This is a genomic window from Runella limosa DSM 17973 (genome assembly GCF_000482465.1).
Lineage (GTDB): Bacteria > Bacteroidota > Bacteroidia > Cytophagales > Spirosomataceae > Runella > Runella limosa.
In genome coordinates this window covers 42,287-62,322 of record NZ_AXVJ01000040.1, presented here as the reverse complement: position 1 = coordinate 62,322, position 20,036 = coordinate 42,287, and the positions used below count along the sequence as shown (strand labels likewise).

Annotated in this window: 18 protein-coding genes; 13 read left to right on the top strand and 5 right to left on the bottom strand. The window is 44.7% G+C overall.

Annotation, left to right across the window (positions count from 1 at the left end; genetic code table 11):
• The first annotated feature begins 36 nt into the window (after positions 1 to 36).
• The 11 genes from K339_RS0101950 to K339_RS0101900 all read left to right on the top strand — a co-directional run bounded on the left by K339_RS0101950 (position 37) and on the right by K339_RS0101900 (position 14,900).
• A complete protein-coding gene (locus K339_RS0101950; protein ID WP_028522098.1) occupies positions 37 to 3,381 on the top strand; it encodes a TonB-dependent receptor in 3,345 nt (1,114 codons plus the stop codon).
• A 33-nt stretch (positions 3,382 to 3,414) separates the two neighbouring features.
• The gene (locus K339_RS0101945; protein WP_084332082.1) at positions 3,415 to 4,896 is read left to right on the top strand and encodes a RagB/SusD family nutrient uptake outer membrane protein; all 1,482 of its coding nucleotides are present in this window, start codon (positions 3,415 to 3,417) and stop codon (positions 4,894 to 4,896) included.
• Between the two features lie 35 nt (positions 4,897 to 4,931).
• Entirely contained in the window at positions 4,932 to 6,296 is a 1,365-nt protein-coding gene (locus K339_RS0101940; RefSeq protein ID WP_028522096.1) for an FAD-dependent oxidoreductase, read from the top strand.
• A 60-nt stretch (positions 6,297 to 6,356) separates the two neighbouring features.
• Entirely contained in the window at positions 6,357 to 7,508 is a 1,152-nt protein-coding gene (locus K339_RS0101935) for a hypothetical protein (protein ID WP_028522095.1), read from the top strand.
• Positions 7,509 to 7,555: 47 nt separating this feature from the next.
• Positions 7,556 to 8,941 carry a sulfatase family protein gene (locus K339_RS0101930; RefSeq protein WP_064750940.1) on the top strand — a complete coding sequence of 462 codons (1,386 nt, stop codon included), beginning with the start codon at positions 7,556 to 7,558 and terminating at the stop codon, positions 8,939 to 8,941.
• A gap of 87 nt (positions 8,942 to 9,028) precedes the next feature.
• Positions 9,029 to 11,872, top strand: coding sequence for a family 78 glycoside hydrolase catalytic domain (locus tag K339_RS0101925; RefSeq protein WP_028522093.1), 2,844 nt, complete (start codon positions 9,029 to 9,031; stop codon positions 11,870 to 11,872).
• Positions 11,873 to 11,895: 23 nt separating this feature from the next.
• Entirely contained in the window at positions 11,896 to 12,666 is a 771-nt protein-coding gene (locus tag K339_RS0101920; RefSeq protein WP_028522092.1) for a glycoside hydrolase family 16 protein, read from the top strand.
• A 107-nt stretch (positions 12,667 to 12,773) separates the two neighbouring features.
• Positions 12,774 to 13,226 carry a DUF6452 family protein gene (locus tag K339_RS32350; protein WP_037298983.1) on the top strand — a complete coding sequence of 151 codons (453 nt, stop codon included), beginning with the start codon at positions 12,774 to 12,776 and terminating at the stop codon, positions 13,224 to 13,226.
• Complete coding sequence (locus tag K339_RS0101910; RefSeq protein ID WP_028522090.1) at positions 13,223 to 13,882, top strand: hypothetical protein; 660 nt, start codon at positions 13,223 to 13,225, stop codon at positions 13,880 to 13,882. Before K339_RS32350 ends, K339_RS0101910 begins: the two co-directional genes overlap by 4 nt.
• A gap of 59 nt (positions 13,883 to 13,941) precedes the next feature.
• Positions 13,942 to 14,130: a hypothetical protein gene (locus tag K339_RS0101905; RefSeq protein ID WP_037298981.1), complete on the top strand. Its 189-nt coding sequence runs from the start codon at positions 13,942 to 13,944 to the stop codon at positions 14,128 to 14,130.
• Entirely contained in the window at positions 14,130 to 14,900 is a 771-nt protein-coding gene (locus tag K339_RS0101900; RefSeq protein ID WP_028522088.1) for a TIGR02757 family protein, read from the top strand. Before K339_RS0101905 ends, K339_RS0101900 begins: the two co-directional genes overlap by 1 nt.
• Before the next feature lie 4 nt (positions 14,901 to 14,904).
• Here K339_RS0101900 and K339_RS0101895 read toward each other — a convergent pair whose 3' ends face one another.
• The 3 genes from K339_RS0101895 to K339_RS32345 form a co-directional block, all read right to left on the bottom strand.
• Entirely contained in the window at positions 14,905 to 15,405 is a 501-nt protein-coding gene (locus tag K339_RS0101895; RefSeq protein ID WP_028522087.1) for a GNAT family N-acetyltransferase, read from the bottom strand.
• A gap of 146 nt (positions 15,406 to 15,551) precedes the next feature.
• Positions 15,552 to 15,815 (bottom strand): hypothetical protein, encoded by a 264-nt coding sequence (locus tag K339_RS0101890; protein WP_169731802.1) that lies wholly within the window; start codon positions 15,813 to 15,815, stop codon positions 15,552 to 15,554.
• 99 nt (positions 15,816 to 15,914) lie between these two features.
• On the bottom strand, positions 15,915 to 16,349 hold the full coding sequence (locus K339_RS32345; RefSeq protein WP_229598678.1) for a transposase: 435 nt from the start codon (positions 16,347 to 16,349) through the stop codon (positions 15,915 to 15,917).
• Between the two features lie 191 nt (positions 16,350 to 16,540).
• Between K339_RS32345 and K339_RS0101880 the strand changes: the two genes are divergently transcribed.
• Positions 16,541 to 16,777, top strand: a complete 237-nt coding sequence (locus tag K339_RS0101880; protein WP_211243773.1) for a hypothetical protein — start codon at positions 16,541 to 16,543, stop codon at positions 16,775 to 16,777.
• A 1-nt stretch (position 16,778) separates the two neighbouring features.
• On the opposite strand, the gene K339_RS0101875 is transcribed toward K339_RS0101880, so the two are convergent.
• On the bottom strand, positions 16,779 to 17,708 hold the full coding sequence (locus tag K339_RS0101875; protein WP_028522084.1) for an AraC family transcriptional regulator: 930 nt from the start codon (positions 17,706 to 17,708) through the stop codon (positions 16,779 to 16,781).
• A gap of 217 nt (positions 17,709 to 17,925) precedes the next feature.
• Between K339_RS0101875 and K339_RS0101870 the strand changes: the two genes are divergently transcribed.
• Positions 17,926 to 19,449 (top strand): aldehyde dehydrogenase family protein, encoded by a 1,524-nt coding sequence (locus tag K339_RS0101870; RefSeq protein WP_028522083.1) that lies wholly within the window; start codon positions 17,926 to 17,928, stop codon positions 19,447 to 19,449.
• 124 nt (positions 19,450 to 19,573) lie between these two features.
• Here the strand turns inward: K339_RS0101870 and K339_RS0101865 are convergent, their stop codons facing one another.
• Complete coding sequence (locus tag K339_RS0101865) at positions 19,574 to 20,002, bottom strand: hypothetical protein (RefSeq protein ID WP_028522082.1); 429 nt, start codon at positions 20,000 to 20,002, stop codon at positions 19,574 to 19,576.
• Positions 20,003 to 20,036 lie beyond the last annotated feature (34 nt).

The window sequence follows — 20,036 nt, the reverse complement described above, 5'->3', positions numbered from 1 at the left end:
GTTTTTGTCTTTCTAAACCAAAAACATGTTAAAACTATGCAAAAAAATGGACGAACCAAAGCGTTCTTGCTCAAAGCAATGAGAATGACGGTTACTCAACTTGCCCTGCTAATCCTGTTTTGTGGGTTGGCCAGTGCCCGCGACACCAAAGCGCAGGAAGTACTGAACACGACCATCTCGCTCAAAATTGAGGCGGTCGAAATCAAGCGCGTATTTAGTACCATCGAAAAACAAGCTGGGGTGAAGTTTGTGTATAGCCCCAACGCCATTCGAGCCGACCAAAAAGTCTCATTGGCTACGACCAACAAACTTTCGGAGGTGCTCAAAGAACTGTTGCAGCCTCTTCAAATTTCGTATGAGGTCGTTGGGTCACGGATTTTATTGCGCAAAAAAATGCCAGAAAAAGCCGCTCTTTCCGACGAAATATCCACGCCAGTCCCAAACGCTACCGTTCCTTCCGACCAAGTCGTAAAAGGAACGGTGGTGGACAATGAAAAAGGGGAGCCGCTGCCAGGCGTCAGTGTTTTACTGAAAGGTACCCAACGAGGTGCTACCACCAACCCCAACGGAGAGTTTTCACTCAGTGTACCTAATGGCGATGCGGTGTTGGTATTTAGTTTTGTTGGATACGAACCTCAAGAACTCGTTGTCGGGAACCGTACTCAAATCAACATCAAACTCAAAGTCGATACCAAAGCACTCGAAGAAGTGGTGGTAGTGGGGTATGGGGTGGTGAAAAAGAGCGATTTGACGGGTTCGGTAGCCCAGGTCAAATCCAAAGAATTAAATTCTTTTCCGACGGCCAACGTATTGCAAGCCTTATCGGGGCGCGCAGCGGGTGTACAAGTAACCCAAAACACAGGAGCACCAGGAGGCGGAGTGAGTGTACGGATTCGAGGGACAAATTCTATCCAAGGAAGTAACGAACCATTGTATGTAGTGGATGGATTTCCGACTACGGGGAGCAATCCTACCATTTTGAACAACGTTGATATTGAAAGTATTGAGATTTTGAAAGACGCATCGGCAACGGCAATTTATGGCTCACGCGGAGCAAATGGCGTTGTGCTGATTACAACCAAGCGAGGTAAATCTGGTAAAACAAAAGTGGATTTTGAAACAAGTTTTACGTCTCAAACCCTCATTCGTAAACTTGATTTGATGAATGCCAATGAGTATGCCACGTTTTATAACAAACAAGCCGCTAACGATAATCTAGCGCCGTATTTTACGCAAGCACAGTTGGATGGCTTTGGACAAGGGTTCGATTGGCAGAATTTAGTGTTCCAGAAGGCGCCAATGAAGACCACTTCTTTGAACATTAGCGGAGGAAATGACAAAACCCAGTTTTCGGTTTCAGGGAGCTTTTTTGGGCAAGATGGTATTATCAAAGGCAGCGATTATAAACGTTATTCACTTCGTACAAATTTAACTCATAAAGTAAGCGATAAGTTTAGTGTCAACCTTTCTACCACACTTTCAAGGCTAAAAACCGACCGTCGCGACAGTGAAGGAGGGTCGCGCGGAAATTCCATGATTTCGGCGGCTATCTCAGCACCTCCTACCCTCATGCCGTACAATGACGATGGCTCGTACCGCGTATTAGCGATTGCCTATCCATTTGTGGCCACAGACTTAATCAATCCGCTCAACTTTATCAATGAGCAGACCAACCGAATCAAAGCCAACCGCGTATTGGCGAATGCGGCATTGATTTATAACCCTATTCCTGAAATCACGGTCAGAATATCGGGAGGAATTGAAAATGCCGATGACCGTACCGACAACTACACCACGCGCAATTACATCAATTCGCTCGGCCGTGCGAGCGTAAGCACAACGCAGCAAACAAGCTTACTGAACGAAAACACCATCAGTTATAACAAGACGTTTGGACAAGGGCACAACATCTCGGCAGTAGCAGGGGTTACGTACCAAGATTTTGTGACAACGACGCTTTCGGCTTCGGGCACAGGCTTTTTGAGTGATATTATTGAAACGGGAGGACTTGGTTCAGCCATTACGCCAGGCATTCCAGAATCGGGCTATTCCAAAAGTGTGTTGCTGTCATATTTAGGGCGAGTCAATTATAACCTTAAAGATAAATACCTGATTACTGCCAGCATTCGCCGCGATGGCTCGTCTCGCTACAGTGAGGGCAACAAGTGGGGGTATTTTCCGTCGGGAGCCGTTGCGTGGCGGGTTTCGAGCGAAGAGTTTATGAAAACTATCCCGTTTGTCTCTGACCTAAAACTTCGTGCAAGTTGGGGGCTAACGGGTAGCCAAGCCATTAGCCCGTACGCTACCCTCAACCAGCTTTCGTCTTTCCGCACTGTATTTGACGATGCGCTTTTTACCACTTTTTCTCCAGGAACTCGCCTACCAGGAAATCTGAAATGGGAGACAACGGAACAAAAGGATATAGGGGTGGACGTGGGAATTTTAAATAACCGAGTACTTCTAACGGCTGATTATTACATCAAAAACACCCGCGATTTGCTTAATACGGTTGTTTTGCCTTCGTCGCTTGGTTTTACGTCCACCATTCAAAACATTGGTGAAGTCCAAAATAAAGGTTTTGAATTTGGCATCGATAGCCGACTATTTACGGGTGCTTTTAAGTGGGATGTCAACGCCAATATTTCATTTAACCGAAACAAAGTAGTAAAGCTTTACGGAGGAGGGGATATTCTCACGGGTAATGTCAACGTAGTCGTTATCAATGACGTGACAAGCATCTTGCGAGAAGGACAACCTATTGGGCAGTTTTGGGGATATGTAGAAGACGGTTATACCGAAAAAGGGGCGATTAAGTTCAAAGATTTAGATGGAAACGGTACGATTACCCAGACGGATAAAACCTACATTGGCGACCCTAATCCTAATTTTATCTATGGTTTTAACTCGACCATGTCTTACAAAAACTTCGACCTGTCGTTGTTTATTCAAGGGGTTCAGGGCAATGATTTGTTTAATGTAAGTTCGATTGTTAATACAATGGATTATGGTTTTGGGCTGAATATGCCTCGCGAAGTACTTTATAATCACTGGACGCCAAGTACGCCCAATGCGAAGTACCCGATTATTAGTCGCAACACCACTACGCGCGTTTCCAATCGCTTCATTGAAGATGGCTCATATCTGCGCCTTCGTACCATTCAATTGGCGTATAATTTACCACTCGAAAAATGGGGTATCAAGTGGGTTCGTAGCGCACAAGTATATGGCAGTGGTCAAAACTTGCTCACTTTTACCAATTACTCATGGTGGGATCCTGAGGTCAACTCACGCGGCGGCTCTAACTCAACCATTCAGGGGATAGACCACAACAGTTACCCAACGGCTAAGTCGGTGACGGCTGGGCTTCGTGTTAGTTTTTAATTTTTTCAGTTCACTGCTTAATTCCCTAGCAATATGAAAAAGTCATTATCTTCTTTTATAAAAATACCTTCAACCCTGTGGAATAAAAAATGGCTAGGAGTCGTGTTGGTACTTGGCCTGTCTTCGTGCGAACAGTTATTGAAGGAAGAACCCAAGTTTATCGTTGCCGAAAATTTCTTTAATACTGCGGCAGAAGTAGAGGCTGCTACCAATGCCATTTATAGCCCTTTACGCAGTACGAATTACGCCGTTTATGAAACGTCGTTGGAATGCCAAGCAGACTACGCCTACGGGCGGGGAAGCTGGGCACCTCTTCACGAACACCAAGGACTCAATGATGCCAACATCAGTCGGGTAGCTGGTTTATGGAATGCGTTTTATCTAAGTATTCGTAATGCCAACTTGGTGATTCAGAATGCCCCCAAAGGGAAGGCAATTAGCCCTGCCGACATCAATAAGTACGTAGGTGAAGCCAAGTTTTTACGCGCATTTAACTACTTTCAACTGGTGCGCAACTGGGCAGGAGTACCGCTTCGTACGGAGGAAAATATGACTCAGATTGATTTACGTCGTAGTAGCGTAGAAGAGGTATATACACTTATCCAAGCCGATTTGAAAGAAGCAGAAACAAACCTTCCCGATAAGCCTGCAAACGTGGGCCGTCCTTCAAAATGGGCTGCTAAGACGCTCTTGGCCGATGTGTATTTGACTTTAGGTAAATACACCGAAGCACGAGACAAAGCTGATGAAGTGATAAAAAGTGGTAAGTTTTCGCTAGTACCCATTGCCTCAAAAGCTGATTTTCAAACAAAAGTCTATGGCCCAGAATTAGTATCGACGACTGAAGAGATTTTCTATTTGAAATACACTCGTCAAGTGGATCAAGGAAATTATATGCTCTGGATTACCAACCATCCGAGTACGAACCTGTTCAATTTCGGGGGGGCGTATGTGGTCTATGGCCAAACCACCGAGCCGCTCTATAAAGGCTGGAATGATGCTGATATTCGCAAGTCGCTTTGGGAAAAAGTTAACATTGGGCTAGGAGCCAATACGGTGATTAGCTCCAAATTTGCTGACCAAAAGGCTATTAGTCAAACAGGAGCAGGAAACGATGACCCCGTGTATGCCTACGCCGATGTATTGTTGATATACGCCGAAGCGGCCACCCGTGTCAATAATGCCCCAACAGCTCAAGCATTGGAGGCGCTGAACCAAGTTCGTCGCCGTGGTTATGGTAAAACTCCTACCGCAGTGTCTTCGGTCGATTTTGTATTAGCTGATTACAACGCCTCGACGTTTGTGGATGCAGTCATCCAAGAACGGGCGTACGAATTTTTGTATTTGGGCAAACGTTGGCTTGACCTCAAACGAATTGGAAAAGTGAAAGAGGCGATAAAAGCGGCCAAAAATGTCAATGTTGCTGATAAGCATTTGCTATGGCCTGTGCCAACGTCAGAGCTTAACTTTAACAAAGCAATGGATCCTGTCAAAGACCAAAATCCAGGCTATTAGCACTTGGGACTTTAAAAAACTATTTTATGGAAAAAATGAAACGAAGAGCGGCATTAGCCTCATTAGGAAGCCTTTCGTTGGGAGTATCGACTCCCATATTGGAAAAAGGGGAGGTTTTCCAAGCGCCTTATTCCGTAAAAAAAACGAGCTTAAAAACAGATATATTGGTAGTTGGTGGTGGCACAGCAGGGGTGATTGCTGCCATTCAGGCAGGGCGTGCTGGCCGTAAAACCATTTTGGTTGAAAACGGAAGCCAATTGGGCGGCACCACTACTACTGGAGGTGTGGCTTTCCCTGGTATTTTTTTTGCGTGGGGCAAACAGGTCATTAGTGGGATTGGCTGGGAGTTGGTACAGGCTGCCGTCGCTATGAACGATGATCAATTGCCGAATTTTTCTATTCCCCACGGTAAAAATCACCCACGGCATCAAGTGCGCCTTAATGGTCAGTTATACGCCATGCTTATCGAAGAAAAGTGTGTGGAGGCAGGAGTACAATTGCGTTTTTATGAAACCCCCACCAAAGTAACGCCGCAAAAAAACGGTTGGCTGGTGCAAACAATGGGAAAAGGAGTGATTGCCGAAATCTCTTGTAACCAACTCATTGACTGTACAGGAAACGCGTTTGTGACCTCAATGGCAGGTTTTCCTGTACTACGTGAAGCCGAGACGCAGCCAGGTTCATTAATGTTTCAAATTGGAGGATATGATTTTAAATCGTTGGATTTAAAGCTGATTCAAGCGCGTTATCAAGAAGCTATCCAGAAAGGAGAGTTGGTAAAAACCGACTTTCGTAACAATATCGCAGGGGTGCTACGCTCGGCAGGTGACAACATTTCGCACGTCATGGGGGCTGATTCTACTACCTCCGAAACGCACACAGTAGCTAATCTGAAAGGACGGAAAGCGTTATTAGATACGCTACGGTTTTTGCGCAGCTTACCTGGGTTAGAAAAAACAAAACTGATTGACATGCAAAACGAAACGGCCGTTCGCGAAACGTTTCGGATTGATGGTCACTACAAAATTACCCATGCCGACTACGTAACGGGTAAAATGTTCGACGATTCGGTTTCGTATTCATATTATCCGATTGACGTTCACGATGAGAATGGCGTCGTACCTGATCACTTGAATGAGGGCATTGTCCCGACGGTTCCGTTGCGAGCGTTGGTGCCCAAAAACAGCCGTAATTTTTTGGTGGCGGGTCGTTGTGTCAGCAGCGACCGTTTGGCCAATTCGGCATTGCGGGTACAGGCATCTTGTATGGGAATGGGGCAAGCAGCAGGAGCTACGGCGGTACTGGCAAGCCTTCAAAATAAGAGCCCACTCGAAGTATCAATAAAAGATATTAAACAGCTTATTGAAGAGCACGGCGGTATTGTGCCCACGTTTGTATAAATAGAATGGTGAATACATGTTGGGTAGGCACGCTATGGCCTGCCCACATTACTTACTTATATGTCGTTGAAACTAATAAGCGTATTGAAGTTAACTGCTTTATTTCTTTTACTGTGGGGAATCAGCGGTTTTGTCTCTGAAGTGGCGGAGCCTATCCGTTATTTTCGGCCATACACACTTGCATTACCCGTTGCCAAAACAATCCCTTATCTTGTTGATTTTGAAGAGGAAACAGGTACAGATACTTTGTTTCAGGCAGTATCTCAGGAAGGGTGTCCTGTTTCGTATTTTAGACACATCCAAAACAATGTTTGCTTTGATGGAAAGTGCCGTATGTTGGTAGCTACGCTTTATTGGAATCCCACAGGTCGATATTTAGGGTTTGAGCTACCCAAAGGAGAGTTTTTGAGTAAAACCGATCATGACCCTTTTACTCCCGAAGAATACACACGTTTGAGCGAGATACTTGCTGATTCTTTATCGCCTCTCGGCACTTTTACTTACAATGCTTTGGTGCCAAAAGCTGCTGTGGACGTTCAAAAAGTGGATGCAGTGTCGTCGCCTACTGCGCCCGACGTCCTCGACTACATCATCAAGGGCGCAGCTTATACAACTTATAAATTATGGCATTTGGTGTATGGGCCAACTCAGCTAGAAATAGAAAAGTTGACCCAAAAAACACTCTCGGCTGATTTACTTTTGAAAATACTGGAAAGCAATGATTTGGGGGATAAAATGTGGGCTGTTCGTCGTGTCCGACCTTTTATTTCAGCACACATTTTGTTGCAGCAAAAAGTAATATCGCTTATTCAGGACAATCAATATAATCTTTCGGAACAAATCATTAGGGAATTACCTACAACAGACTCGACGATTCAACGAGGTTTGGCAATGGCTTTTTTGAAAAACAACTACGCGATTAAAAAACTTATTGTGGAAAAGCTAAAAATGGCATCTTCGTTGACACCAGAGATGGTGGCTTTATTTACTTCGGCTTTGCCCTCACTTCAAGGGGAGTCGGTGGCTAGTATATTGGAGCTTTTGAGAATAAAAAAAATAAATGACCCTGTTACGGGGCGGGCTATTGCTGATTTATTACGTAGTGACAATAATTTTGTGGCTCGTAAAGCCTATGATTTTTTAACTAAACAAAAAATCAATGACCCGTACATTGAAGAGCAGTTAACGCGCTTTCAATCAAAGCAAAAGTAAAATTTCTACGCTTGTCGCTTCTACTGTAAAGTTATCCTGCACGCGCTATGAAATGGGTCAGTTCTTGGTTTGTTGCTATCTCTTTGGCTCTTTTTACTTTTTCTTCCTTCAAGAGCCCATCGTCAACTTCTCGTCCCAACATCATTTTCCTCCTCACCGACGACCACCGATGGAACTCCTTGGGAGCGATGGGAAATCCGATTATTAAAACACCGCATTTGGACCAACTTGCCTCGCGTGGCGTCCTTTTCAAAAAGGCGTATGTTACGACGGCCATTTGCTGCGTGAGTCGAGCGAGTATTTTGAGTGGGCAGTACATGTCACGGCACAAAATCGAAGATTTTAATACAAGTTTTAAGCCCGCTGCTTTGGCCAATACTTATCCGTTATTGTTGAAAAAGGCAGGTTATCAAATCGGTTTTATTGGAAAATACGGCGTTGGAGAACCCAAAGCACAGCCTAGCAATGCCTTCGATTTTTGGGCGGGTTCGGAAAAACCACAGTCCGATTACGAAATGAAGGACGCACAAGGTAATTTTATTCACCATACCGATAAAGTCAACAACGATATTCAACAGTTTTTGGCGCAAACCCAACCCGATGCGCCGTTTTGCTTGTCGGTGAGTTTCAAAGCGCCGCATATTCAGGACGGCGACCCGCGTCCGTTTATTGTTCAAGAACGTTATAAGCCAATGTACGCCAACGATTCGATTCCTGAACCCGAAAAAGCCGACCCGAAGTACTGGCAATCGTTTCCCGACTTTTTCCGAACCGATAAAAACATTGCCCGCGAACGCTGGTATTTTCAGTTTGACGGAAACCGAATGTACCAAGAAAGCGTGCGACAGTATTATCGTTTGATTAGCGGCGTGGATGAAGTTGTTGGAAACATGGTGAAAACCTTGCAAGACAAAGGCTTGGCTTCTAACACCGTGATTATCTTCATGGGCGACAACGGCTATTATTTGGGCGAATACGGCTTGTCGGGAAAATGGTTTGGCCACGAAGAGTCGATTCGGGTGCCGCTCATTATGTACGACCCGCGTATTCCTCAACTTCGTAAAAAGACGTCCAACCAATTGGCGCTTAATATCGACATTGCCCCAACGATTTTGAAATTGGCGGGAGTTCAGGTGCCTGCGGAAATGCAAGGTGTGAGCTTGGCAGAACTCGTGACGAAGCCAAAACAAATCGCTCGAAGCGCCTTTTTCTACGAGCATACGTTTTTGGGTTCGCCTCGTTTGCCTAAGGTGGAAGGGGTAGTCCGTAACGACCTCAAATACATGAAGTACATTGAGCATAATTATGAAGAACTGTACGACCTCCGCAACGACCCCGACGAGAAAATCAATCGGGCTAAGGACGCAAACTACCTTTCTCAACTCGAAACCATGCGCACTCAGTACCAAACTTGGAAACAAAAAGTGCGTTGATAACAAATGGGTAGGGTAGTGAAGGATAGTTGTGGGTAGTATTTCTTCCAACTTTACTCGTAGTAGTAGTGAAAACCCTTAACTGATATGTTTCAACGATTTTTTTCCTTGGCAGCCGCCCTGCTGTTGGGCGTTAGCGTGTATGCACAGAGCGACCTCAAGGCCGTTTATTTACGGTGCGAGTATAAAATCAACCCCGTCACGGACGTAACTCAGCCGCGTTTGAGCTGGGAGCTGACTTCGGCCGTCAATAGTCAATACCAAACGGGCTATCAAATTTTGGTGGCGACTTCGGTGGCGCTGTTGGAGGAAGGTAAAGCCGATTTGTGGGACAGTAAAAAAGTGGCAGGAGAAACTACTTCCCAAATTGAATATGCGGGTAAACCGCTGGAATCGCGAGAAATCTGCTATTGGAAAGTAAGGAGTTGGGATAAAAAAAATGTGCCTGGGTCGTGGAGTGAACCTGCAAGATGGGAAATGGGTTTGCTGCAAAAAAACGATTGGAAAGCCAGTTTTATCGGGCTTAATCTGAACCATTTAGGAAAGGGCAAAGAATACCACCTACCACCCGCGCCGTTTCTTCGCAAAGAAATTGACGTAAAAGGCCCCATCAAAAAAGCGCGATTGTACGTGACGGCACTTGGGCTGTACGAATTTCAAATCAACGGGCGAAAAATCGGGAATGATTACCTGACACCAGGCTGGACTGACTACAACAAACGCCTCTATTACCAAACGTTTGACGTAACTAAAGAACTGAAACTTGGCAAAAATGCGCTGGGGTCTATCCTTTCTTACGGTTGGTACGCGGGCTATTTGGGGTATGCGTTGTTGGTAGGAAATCCTGTCGTCAAAAACTTTTATGGTGACGTGCCTGCTTTGAAAGCGCAGTTGGAAATTGAATACACCAATGGCCAAAAAGAAACGATTGCGACTGATAATACGTGGAAAGCCAACTATGGCCCCATCGTGGAGTCGGACATTCTGAACGGTGAAGTGTATGATGCTAACAAAGAACTAACGGGCTGGAATCAAACGGGATACAATGAAACCGCTTGGAAAAAAGTCGTGACGGTTTCGGAAAAAGCCGAACGCCTACTTCAATCTTTTCCTGGCGACCCCGTGCGGGAAGTAGCCCGACTTACTCCCAAAAATATTAAACCTGTTGGTTCAAAAGCGTATTTGGTTGACATGGGTCAAAACTTTGCGGGCATCATCAAGGTACGTTTCAAGGCTGCCAAAGGCGATTCTATTCTTTTTCGGTTTGGTGAAATGCTGTATCCCGACGGAAAACTCATGACCGAAAACCTCCGAAAGGCACGCGGTACGGATTTGTACATTGCCAAAGGCGACCCCAACGGCGAAATTTATGAACCCCGTTTTACCTATCACGGCTTTCAGTACGTGCAGGTCGAAGGGCTAAAAAATGGTCTTGGAATGCAGGATATTTTGGGATTGGTGCTGTCGTCGGCGACGCCAAAAGCAGGAACATTTGAAACGGACAATGCTTTTGTTAATCAATTGTATCATAATATTGTTTGGACGCAACAGTCTAATTATCTGGAAGTTCCGACCGACTGCCCGCAACGCGATGAGCGTTTGGGCTGGACGGGCGATGCCCAAGCGTACGTAAAAAGTGCCACGCTCAACAACGATATTGCGGCTTTTGGGACAAAATGGGTAGTGGACCTCAACGACGCTCAACTTCCCAACGGAGCCTATCCGCTGTACGCGCCTGCGCCATCGGTTCGCAAAACCGATACCTATTCACCTGGTTGGATGGAAGCGGGGATTGTTTACCCGTACCAAATTTTCCGCTCCTACGGCGACACCCGAATCATCAAAGCGCACTGGTCAGAAATGAAGAAATTTATGCAGTTTCTGGAAACAAAAAGCAAAGGCGAGTACGTGTTTAAGGAAACGGCCTTTGCGGAAGTTGATCCCAAAGGCGGGTTTGGAGATTGGTTGAGCGTGGGTAAAAAAACACCGCCCGATATGTTGGCCACGATGTATTACGCGTACTCCGCCCAATTGATGCAGGAAATGGCCTTGGCCATTGGCGACGAAAAAGAAGCAAGTCATTTTAAAGAAATAAATGCCAAGGTGAAGTCGGCTTTTCTCAAACATTACACCAATGCCGATGGAAAGTTTGTTTGCAACGCCGCGGCGTACGGCGACGGTCGGGGCTACGTGGACGGTGAGCAAGGGTTTGATGGACATACCCAAACAGCCTACGCTAATGCGATTTTTATGAATCTTTTGGACAGCACCCACACGCTCAAAGCGGCCAAATGGCTGAATGAATTGGTGGTTAAAAACGGCAATAAACTCACCACGGGCTTTTTGGGCGTGCGGCCCATGTTGCCAGTGCTTTCAAACACAGGCTACAGCGAAACGGCCTATAAGTTGTTGTTCCAAAAAGAATATCCTTCGTGGGGTTTTGAGATTGAAAACGGGGCTAATACCATTTGGGAACGCTGGAATAGTTTCACCAAAGAAGGTGGATTTCCTGCGGGAATGAACTCGTTTAATCACTATGCGTTTGGTTCTATTTGCGAATGGATGTTTGAAAATATGGCGGGAATCAAAGAGACGTCGCCTGGATTTAAGACGTTTCTGATTCAACCTGAACCGATGAATGCCAACCTCAACTCACTCAAAGCTACGCATCGATCGCTCCACGGAATGATTACTTCGGCTTGGCAAAAAAAGGGTGACCTAATTACGATGACCATTGAGGTACCTGTCAACACCACGGCCACGATTTGTTTGCCACCAACGCCAACCAATAACATCACTTTCAACGGAAAAACGCTGGTGGCCTCTACTGTTAAGCCCAGGTGGATTAATCGCCGTGAGCGCAATACCGTGACGGTGGGCTCGGGGAAATACGTGTTGAGTTACAAAAAATCGGCTTTGTCAGGGTTTTAACAATGAACGCAATAAAATGAATTATGAAAACCTTCATTTTGATTTTCTTGGGTGCTTGGGCAGGCATTAGCTTTGCCCAACGTCCTGCCCAGCCCCCGATGTCGCAGGAGCAATTTACGCCCGAAAAACTAGGGTATTCCCTATTTTGGGAAGATAATTTTAATGGTAATCAACTCGACCCGAAAAAATGGGCGGTGAGGGGAGTGGGGCCGCGTGCCTTAGGGTATGTGTCGCCCGAAGCGGTGGAAGTGAAAGATGGCTTGCTGAAATTGCACGCTATCCAAAAAGGAGACAGCATTCTGATTGGAGCGGTGGGCACGCAAGGAAAACTGATGACCAAATACGGTTACTTTGAATGTCGGGCGCAGTTGCAAAAATCGCCAGGCGTGTGGGCGGCATTCTGGATTCAGTCGCCCGATATTTCCAAAGGCGAAGACCCCGCCGTTTATGGAGCCGAAATAGATATTTTTGAGTTTTTCAAAAAACTGGGTGTGGATATTGTCTCCCACAACGTGCATTGGGCGTATGGCCCCAACCAAAAAAGTACGCGCGGAATGCAAAGTTATCTCAAAGGAGTGAGCGAAGGATTCCACACTTTTGCGTTGGAATGGACGCCCGACAAATACGCTTTTTTTATTGATGGCTACAAGTTTTACGAAGTAACCATCGGTATTTCACGGATTGAAGAGTACCTGATTTTGAGCATGGAGCTTCCATCCGAAAAGAAAGATTTACAATACACTGTTTACCCCGACGTATTTTTGGTGGATTACGTAAAGGTGTATAAAAAATAGTTTTTTGGCTGTGGTGTTCAAACATAGTATTAAGTTTTTGTGAAATGGGGCATGAAAAGTAGTATTTTGCACGGTCATTTCGTAACCTTGCCAAAATTCATCACACCATGAAATTTTTTTTTATTTGTGCCTTATGCTATCTATTATGTAGCTGCGGAGAGCAATGTGGTATCACAGCCGAACCAGTAGCTGCTATCCAATTCCCCTTTAACACAGAGGCTTCTATCTCCAAGGTGTCTATATTAGGAGCGTTACAAGATGTGTCTAATGAGCGTGTTCAATTCCCGCTCAATCTCAATGCAGATTCCACCACTTACATTTTTACTCAATCTAATCGTATTGATACATTAACTGTTTACTACAAAAAGCGTATCTACAATGCCAGTAATACCTGTGGTTATGTACTGGATCTAGAAGCACCCGCTTCTGGTAAAACCCACACGACTACCTTCAAACAAATTGAAGTAGAATATCGTAGTTATTATACTCCCTCGCATGGCGCCAAATTATATTATCCAGAAGAAGAAAGTGGTATTATTGTCAAAATCAATGAACTATGAAAAAATTAGGCTACTTGATTTTTGTATTGATACCTCTTTCGATTCAAGCCCAAGATAGTACGTTGAAAATAAGAGCTGTTGGGGTTGACGTAGTTAAGAATGTTACGCATTACGTATCTGGCTTTGATTTCCAAAATCCAATCATCGCCGAATGTTATGTGCAGTTTTTTACCCCTAAACCCAATCATTATTTTAGTGTAAGTCTAGGCTACGCAAGTATGGCACGAAGAGCCCAAAATCATTTTTTACAATCTTTTAGAGGTTATTCTGTTAAAACGACTTGGGAACAATACAGTAAAACTAGCAGAAAATTTTTCGGCTATAGTGGGGTGTTCTCATATGGGACAGTAAAAGGTGAATTAGAAATTCAGGGTAATTATTTCCCTAATTACAAAACAGGCACGCCCTACAACCAAGGTATAGGAGTTGCCTTAGAGGGGTTTGCTGGAACCTCAGCTTTACTGTTTAAGCGTATAGAAACGCGATTTTTACTTCGAGGGGGTACCATCATTGCTGATATAGGCAATCCTCAATTCCCTTACTTAACAGGTTTAGGAATTTCTTATTTGCCAGAAATGCTTTCCTTTAATGTGGGAGCGACTATCCAATTATTTTATCTAATCAAACGTGCCCCCAAACATCATCTCACAAATTGATTTTTTGTTTTCGATTCAAAAACCGAAATTTGTACTAATTACCATTAACATAAATAAAAATGCTTTCTCGCCGCCAAGAACGTGAACAAATCAAAAAATCCCTTGGGTTTCGTATTTGGAGCGTTGCTTTTACTATTTTTTACCCAGTGATTTCGCTTTTTACGTGGATATTTACGGGGATTGTTCTGCTATTTTCGGGGCTTTCGCGAGGGTTAGTGTGGGTGTTGAAGGGAGGTCGTAGCATCTAATGACCAACTATGTGGTGGAGCTGCTGGAGGAAAAAGTAGCTCAGTACAACCAGCCCAATTTTATTCCCAACGACCCCATTAGTATTCCGCATCAGTTTTCGAAGTTGCAAGACATCGAAATCATGGGTTTTTGGGCGGCAGTATTGGCGTGGGGACAGCGAAAAACGATTATCAACAAATGCCAAGAGTTGATTCAACTCATGGATGGTGCTCCTTACGACTTTGTACGTAATCACACGGATACTGACCTAAAGCGCTTTTTAAACTTCAAACATCGGACGTTCAACGCGACCGATACACTCTATTTTCTTCATTTTTTTAAGCACTTTTACCAACATCATCACTCGCTAGAAGAAGCGTTTGTTCATGCTCTTCCCGTGGAGGCACTTCACGTTGAAATGGGTCTTGCAGGCTTCCATGAGTTGTTTTTTAGCCTCGAAGATTTTCCAGAACGTACCCGTAAACACATTGCCACGCCCGTGCGAAAATCATCGTGTAAGCGGCTCAATATGTTTTTGCGCTGGATGGTGCGCAAAGACGATAAAGGAGTTGATTTTGGCCTTTGGAATGCCCTGAAACCTTCGCAATTGATATGCCCGTGCGATGTACACGTAGATCGGGTAGCGCGTAAACTGGGTCTTATTCAGCGTCCCACTACCGACTGGCAAACAGCCTTAGAACTCACCGAAAACCTCAGACAACTCGACCCCAACGATCCCGTTAAGTATGACTTTGCCTTGTTTGGGCTGGGTGTAGAGGGGGAAATGTGAGAACTTAAGCCATAAACGCAAAGACAACCGCATCTTCATGCCCTTCAAAGACGGTTGTTACTTGCTTCATGCCCGCTTTTTCTAATACGTGCCGTGAACTTTGATGATTGGGGTGGATGAAGGCAATGATGGGGCGTCCTGCAAAATTCGTTTGAAGATGTTCGATGGATGCACGAGTCACTTCGGTGGCGTAGCCTTTACCCCAAGCTTCGGGCACAAATCCGTATCCTACTTCGATGGCATCGGTGTTTTCTACGTGTTTGATTTTGACAAGACCTACAAACGCACTACTTTCTTTCTCGTAACAAGCACATAATCCTAACCCTTCGTTTTCGGCGGCATAAAGAAGCTCATTGGCGATGCGCTGGCGGCTGTGCGAAATGTCTGCTGCTGGGGTACGGATGAATCGCATAACATCGGCATCTCCTTCGATTCGGAATAGGTCAGCGGCGTCTTCGGGTTGGAAAATACGGAAATACAGGCGTGGGGTTTCTAAGTAAAGCATTGTAAGGACGTTTTGGGTAAAAATAAGGTAAATGCGTCGGAGACGCAAAACCTATTTGCGCCCCAAACTGGAATTTGGAGCGGATGCTCGTCCCGAACTGTGTTTCGGGACGGTTGTGGTATTGCGTCTCTGACGCCACTATTCTATTAAATGCGTTGGAGACGCAAAGCCTTTTTTCGCCCCAAACTGGAATTTGGGGCGTTGGTGCTCGTCCCGAACTGCGTTTCGGGGCGGTTGTGGTATTGCGTCTCTGACGCCACTATTCTATTAAATGCGTCGGAGACGCGAAGCCTTTTTTCGCCCCAAACTCCAGTTTGGGGCGGGCAGGCACTCGTCCCGAACTGTGTTTCGGGACGGTTGTGGTATTGCGTCTCCGACGCACCTTCAGCCATAAATGCTAGTAATGTCAAGAAGTCCTTTTTTTCCTACATAATTTCGTGCAGAGCTATATAGATATTCTTCGGGATACTCTACAATGGCTGCTCTTACTGGGTTTTGATGAATGTAGTTTAGTTTTTGTTCAATGTACGCAAACGAAAAACACTCTTTGGCATGATTTCCCGCTTGCCAAAATTGATACTTCTCGTGGCTAGATTTATATTTTGCATTCCATTCCATTCAAACTTATGCATTAACCACTCTTTACGGCTTTCATTTTCAAACTGAACAGCTTCAAGAAGGCGATTGGCGGTGAATCGTTTGAAGTCTCGCATAATGTCACCTAATAACTTACCCTCTTTGGCTTGAACCAGTAAATGAAGATGATTACTCATCAATACCCAGCCATACAGCATTAATCCTTTATGAGATTGACAATAACGTAGGGAGTCCACGATGATATCTTTGTAGATGGGTCGAGTAAAGACATCTACCCAATCCACAACGGTTGATGTGAGAAAATACACTTCTTCAGGATTACGAATGTAGTACTTACTTGAGGCCATCGGTTACGATATTCTTGGTTTGCTATCGTAAGGTCGGCGAAATAGAAAGATGAATTTTAAAATATCCTAGAAGATTTTTTGGAATGAGCTGATTGTTAGTGTTTTGGGAGATTTTGTGCTTTGTGCTCGTCCCGAACTGTGTTTCGGGACGGGTATGGTACCGCGTTTCTGACGCCACTATTGTATTAAATGTGTCGGAGACGCGAAGCCTTTTTGCGCCCCAAACTGGAATTTGGGGCGAGCTAGCGCTCGTCTCGAGCTGCGTTTCGGGACGGGTATGGTACCGCGTTTCTGACGCCACTATTGTATTAAATGCGTCGGAGACGCGAAGCCTTTTTTCGCCCCAAATTGGAATTTGGGGCGAGCTGGCGCTCGTCCCGAACTGCGTTTCGGGACGGGTATGGTACCGCGTCTCCGACGCGCTTTGATTTATGCAGCAGACCTATTTTTGAGCTGATTTGATTTTTCCTTGAACTCGGTAGGGGAGAGGTTTTTCTTTTTCTTGAAAATACGGCAGAAGTACGAAAAGCTATTGAACCCACTGGCCATAAAAGCCTCTTTGACGCTCATTTTAGGGTCACGAAGCAGACTTTCTGCTAATTTTAGACGCTCTTCGATGATAAAATCAATGGGAGTAGAACCTGTCTCGTGCTTAAACGTACGATAAAAATTGGACTCACTCATGTAGGCTTTTTCACTCAGCAGCTCAATGGTAAGGTCTTCAGTGATATTTTCCCGAATAAAGTTAAGGACAAACGAAATACGGTCGTTGTTGGGCTGGGTGTAAGACTTTTTAAGGTAAATACTCTTCGATTCAGTTTGCAAAATGCGGATGATAAGCTCTTGGAGCAGCATATCGGCAAAAATATCTTTAGAAGGGTGGTTTTCGGTGAAAATAAAAATAAGCCGTTGCAGGATTTGGTTGATGGCAATGTCGTTGGTAAAATGATAATTATAATCGGTCATGCTCCATTCCTTCCCATTTTGTTTCAGCCCACGTTCATTGAGCAAATTGACGGCCTGTTGGAGCTTCGCTTCGTTGAAAGCCAACGCTAGGCACTGCGTAGGGTTTTGTTCGGTAGCTTCTGGAAAATCAATACACATCAATTCGTTGGAGGGCAAAATCACTGATTCTCCAGGTAAAAACCCGAACGAAGGCGTGTTCTGAAGGTGCATAATTTTCTTACCGCGTATCATACTTGCCAACACAGGTTCGCTAAACTGCAACATCACTTGCGCCGCCTTTTGATGCGTCTCAAAAATGTTCAATTCTGCATTGTTAAGCGTATGCAGGGTACGATTTTCTACCAACGTTTCGAGGCGGCGGTTTTGATAATGCAAGGGATTCAACTCAACCATGGGTATATGTTGCTAAAGAATTTGTTGTATTAATTCTTAAAATCATACTAAAAGTACTTCAAAAACGCATACAATGGTAGTATAGTACAACAGTTGATAGAATAGTGCAATCAGTTGATAGGATAGGGAAAATGGTGAGCAGAATAGGTCAATTAAATGTGATTTTTTGAAGGTTGTTTTGTGCAAAATCTTTTTGAAACACAAAGCCCTTATAACTATGTCAACTGTAATCACCCAACAAAACAACTTGGTAGCGAAGCCAATCTTTAAAACCCACTATGATAACTTCATTGGCGGACAATGGGTCAGCCCTGTGAAAGGAGAGTATTTTGAAACTACTTCTCCTGTTGATGGTCAGGTATTTACGAAAGTAGCTCGTTCGACTGAAGAAGATATTAACCTTGCTTTGGATGCCGCTTGGGCCGCCGCTCCGCAGTGGAATAACAGCTCGGTGACGACGAGAAGCAACATTTTGCTAAAAATTGCGGATGCGATGGAGGCAAATTTGGAACTGTTGGCAAGTGTAGAAACGTGGGACAACGGCAAGCCAATTCGTGAAACTAAAGCCGCTGATTTACCCTTGGCAATCGACCACTTCCGCTACTTTGCAGGCGTAATTCGGGCCGAAGAAGGTTCAGCTTCGGAGTTGGATTCCAACACATTGTCGTTGATTGTACACGAACCACTTGGTGTAGTCGGACAAATCATTCCTTGGAATTTCCCGTTGTTGATGGCCACTTGGAAAATTGCACCTGCTTTGGCCGCAGGAAATTGCGTGGTGTTGAAGCCTGCCGAACAAACGCCCGTGGGAATCATGGTGTTGGCTGAATTGATTCAAGATTTGTTGCCAGCGGGTGTACTGAACATCGTCAACGGCTTTGGCATTGAAGCAGGTAAGCCATTAGCATCTAGCCCTCGTATCAATAAAATTGCGTTTACGGGAGAAACGACAACGGGGCAATTGATTATGCAATATGCGTCTAAAAATATCATTCCTGTTACGCTTGAACTGGGAGGAAAATCACCAAATATTTTCTTCAAAAGCATCATGGATGCCGACGACGAATTCTTCGATAAGTGTTTGGAAGGTGCAACCATGTTTGCCCTCAACCAAGGCGAAGTATGTACGTGTCCGTCGCGTATTTTGGTGGATGAATCTATCTACGATGCTTTTATTCAGCGCGTAGTAGAGCGTATTGAGGCCATTAAGTTGGGACACCCGCTCGATCCAAGTACGATGATGGGAGCACAGGCATCGAACGACCAATACCAAAAAATTCTGCATTACATCGACCTTGGTAAAGAAGAAGGGGCAGAGTTGCTCACAGGTGGTGGAGCTGCTTATAACGAAGGACTTGAAGGTGGATATTATATCAAACCAACGTTGTTCAAAGGCAATAACAAAATGCGCATTTTCCAAGAAGAAATTTTTGGGCCAGTGGTGTGCGTAGCTACCTTCAAAACGGAAGAGGAAGCGATTGCGATTGCCAATGATACACTTTATGGCCTCGGCGCAGGGGTATGGACGCGTGACACGCACCAAGCCTACAAAGTAGCGCGTGCGGTACAAGCGGGTCGTGTTTGGGTAAACTGCTACCATGCGTATCCTGCTCATGCGCCATTTGGTGGCTACAAGAAATCAGGTATTGGCCGAGAGACGCATAAAATGATGTTAAATCATTATCGTCAGGCCAAAAACATGTTGATTTCGTACGACAAAAATAAATTAGGGTTCTTTTAGGCTAGTAGGGAAGAGGGTAAACCTGTGGGGCTAAACCCTCACAGGTTTTTTAATAAATATCGCTATGGCTAGAATTGCAATTACGAAAGAAGCAGCGCAGGGCATTGATACATTACGAGCCAAATTATTTTTTGTAAGCCACAGTCACATCATGTGAGCAGGGCTTGCCATTGAGTGTATAACTTACGAGCAAATCGGCAAAAAGGGCGTCGTCTAAACCGACTGAGGGTTCGAGCAAAGTGTTGAGCTGAATTAGTTTTTTGAAGCTTTTCTTACGGCTTTTGGAGTCGGTGTTTAGGCTAACGGCAGGGTTTATGAGTGTACTTCCCATGAGTATTGATTCGACCTTCAACCCACAACTCGACTCATTTTTAAAGCTCAAATTTACATCGTAAGTATGCCCTTTAGCTTTGCTTGTGCCTTTATAAATAACCGTGCCTTCGATTGTAAGTGAATAATTGCCTTGCTTGGTCGTACAATTACAGGACGATTTTTGTGCTTTGACTACAAATACAGAAATCAAACAGGAAAAAACCAGAAGCAGATATTTCATAGGTAATGTTTATGATAGTTGTAAAATTGAAGCT

Bases quoted from the DNA above. Each gene is read 5' to 3' on its own strand.
- K339_RS0101930 (WP_064750940.1), top strand. From the start codon at position 7,556: ATGAAATGGGTCAGTTCTTGGTTTGTTGCTATCTCTTTGGCTCTTTTT.
- K339_RS0101895 (WP_028522087.1), bottom strand. From the start codon at position 15,405: ATGCTTTACTTAGAAACCCCACGCCTGTATTTCCGTATTTTCCAACCC.
- K339_RS0101910 (WP_028522090.1), top strand. From the start codon at position 13,223: ATGAAAAAATTAGGCTACTTGATTTTTGTATTGATACCTCTTTCGATT.
- K339_RS0101945 (WP_084332082.1), top strand. From the start codon at position 3,415: ATGAAAAAGTCATTATCTTCTTTTATAAAAATACCTTCAACCCTGTGG.
- K339_RS0101920 (WP_028522092.1), top strand. From the start codon at position 11,896: ATGAAAACCTTCATTTTGATTTTCTTGGGTGCTTGGGCAGGCATTAGC.
- K339_RS0101905 (WP_037298981.1), top strand. From the start codon at position 13,942: ATGCTTTCTCGCCGCCAAGAACGTGAACAAATCAAAAAATCCCTTGGG.
- K339_RS0101870 (WP_028522083.1), top strand. From the start codon at position 17,926: ATGTCAACTGTAATCACCCAACAAAACAACTTGGTAGCGAAGCCAATC.
- K339_RS32345 (WP_229598678.1), bottom strand. From the start codon at position 16,349: ATGGCCTCAAGTAAGTACTACATTCGTAATCCTGAAGAAGTGTATTTT.
- K339_RS0101940 (WP_028522096.1), top strand. From the start codon at position 4,932: ATGAAACGAAGAGCGGCATTAGCCTCATTAGGAAGCCTTTCGTTGGGA.
- K339_RS0101875 (WP_028522084.1), bottom strand. From the start codon at position 17,708: ATGGTTGAGTTGAATCCCTTGCATTATCAAAACCGCCGCCTCGAAACG.
- K339_RS0101900 (WP_028522088.1), top strand. From the start codon at position 14,130: ATGACCAACTATGTGGTGGAGCTGCTGGAGGAAAAAGTAGCTCAGTAC.
- K339_RS0101950 (WP_028522098.1), top strand. From the start codon at position 37: ATGCAAAAAAATGGACGAACCAAAGCGTTCTTGCTCAAAGCAATGAGA.
- K339_RS32350 (WP_037298983.1), top strand. From the start codon at position 12,774: ATGAAATTTTTTTTTATTTGTGCCTTATGCTATCTATTATGTAGCTGC.
- K339_RS0101935 (WP_028522095.1), top strand. From the start codon at position 6,357: ATGTCGTTGAAACTAATAAGCGTATTGAAGTTAACTGCTTTATTTCTT.
- K339_RS0101925 (WP_028522093.1), top strand. From the start codon at position 9,029: ATGTTTCAACGATTTTTTTCCTTGGCAGCCGCCCTGCTGTTGGGCGTT.
- K339_RS0101865 (WP_028522082.1), bottom strand. From the start codon at position 20,002: ATGAAATATCTGCTTCTGGTTTTTTCCTGTTTGATTTCTGTATTTGTA.